Below are 1,008 nucleotides of genomic sequence, written 5' to 3' on the forward strand. Positions count from 1 at the left end.
TTAACGCCGAGAGTAGTTGGTGGGAGACTGCCTGCGAGGGTAGGCAGCTGCCGTGCTTATATGGAGGATTAGCTCAGCTGGGAGAGCATCTGCCTTACAAGCAGGAGGTCACAGGTTCGAGCCCTGTATCCTCCATATCGAGTTGTTAGCTCAGTTGGTAGAGCAACGGACTTTTAATCCGTGGGTCGAGGGTTCAAGTCCCTCACAGCTCATGACCCTATATTGCGGGTGTGGCGGAATTGGCAGACGCGCTAGATTTAGGTTCTAGTGTTTTCGGACGTGTGGGTTCAAGTCCCACCACCCGTATTGCCAAACCACATAGTTTGACAATATTGCCGATTTAGCTCAGTTGGTAGAGCATCTGTCTTGTAAACAGGGGGTCGTACGTTCAAGTCGTATAATCGGCATTATAATTTTGCGGAAGTAGTTCAGTGGTAGAACATCACCTTGCCATGGTGGGGGTCGCGGGTTCGAATCCCGTCTTCCGCTTTCATCAACACGCCGGAGTGGCGGAATTGGTAGACGCACGGGACTTAAAATCCCGCGGTTGGTTTCAACCGTATCGGTTCGACTCCGATCCCCGGCATTGATGATGCGCCCTTAGCGCAACTGGATAGAGTGTCTGACTACGAATCAGAAGGTTGAAGGTTCAAATCCTTCAGGGCGCATATAACGGGAAATGGCTCAGTTTGGTAGAGCACCTGGTTTGGGACCAGGGGGTCGCAGGTTCGAATCCTGTTTTCCCGATTGTAATCCATTGATTGCATATAGTGATGGCGGTGTAGCTCAGCTGGCTAGAGCGTCCGGTTCATACCCGGGAGGTCGAGGGTTCGATCCCCCCCGCCGCTATTGTAAGCTTGGACCTTTAGCTCAGTTGGTTAGAGCAGACGGCTCATAACCGTCCTGTCGTAGGTTCGAGTCCTACAAGGTCCATTACATGGCATATTATAGATATCGCGGGATGGAGCAGTCTGGTAGCTCGTCGGGCTCATAACCCGAAGGTCGTTG

10 tRNA genes are annotated in these 1,008 nt (G+C 52.1%); all 10 read left to right on the top strand.

Annotation, left to right across the window (positions count from 1 at the left end):
* Positions 1-62 precede the first annotated feature (62 nt).
* The 10 genes from FC46_RS09815 to FC46_RS09860 all read left to right on the top strand — a co-directional run bounded on the left by FC46_RS09815 (position 63) and on the right by FC46_RS09860 (position 933).
* Positions 63-135: transfer RNA gene (locus FC46_RS09815), tRNA-Val, on the top strand.
* A gap of 4 nt (positions 136-139) precedes the next feature.
* A tRNA-Lys gene (locus FC46_RS09820) sits at positions 140-212 on the top strand.
* 12 nt (positions 213-224) lie between these two features.
* Positions 225-306, top strand: a tRNA-Leu gene (locus FC46_RS09825).
* Positions 307-334: 28 nt separating this feature from the next.
* Positions 335-407 (top strand) — tRNA-Thr (locus FC46_RS09830).
* A 10-nt stretch (positions 408-417) separates the two neighbouring features.
* Positions 418-489: transfer RNA gene (locus FC46_RS09835), tRNA-Gly, on the top strand.
* Positions 490-500: 11 nt separating this feature from the next.
* Positions 501-586 (top strand) — tRNA-Leu (locus tag FC46_RS09840).
* 8 nt (positions 587-594) lie between these two features.
* Positions 595-668, top strand: a tRNA-Arg gene (locus FC46_RS09845).
* A 5-nt stretch (positions 669-673) separates the two neighbouring features.
* A tRNA-Pro gene (locus tag FC46_RS09850) sits at positions 674-747 on the top strand.
* Between the two features lie 28 nt (positions 748-775).
* Positions 776-849 (top strand) — tRNA-Met (locus FC46_RS09855).
* Between the two features lie 10 nt (positions 850-859).
* A tRNA-Ile gene (locus FC46_RS09860) sits at positions 860-933 on the top strand.
* Positions 934-1,008 lie beyond the last annotated feature (75 nt).

The sequence above is a fragment of the Lactobacillus kalixensis DSM 16043 genome, assembly GCF_001434335.1.
Lineage (GTDB): Bacteria > Bacillota > Bacilli > Lactobacillales > Lactobacillaceae > Lactobacillus > Lactobacillus kalixensis.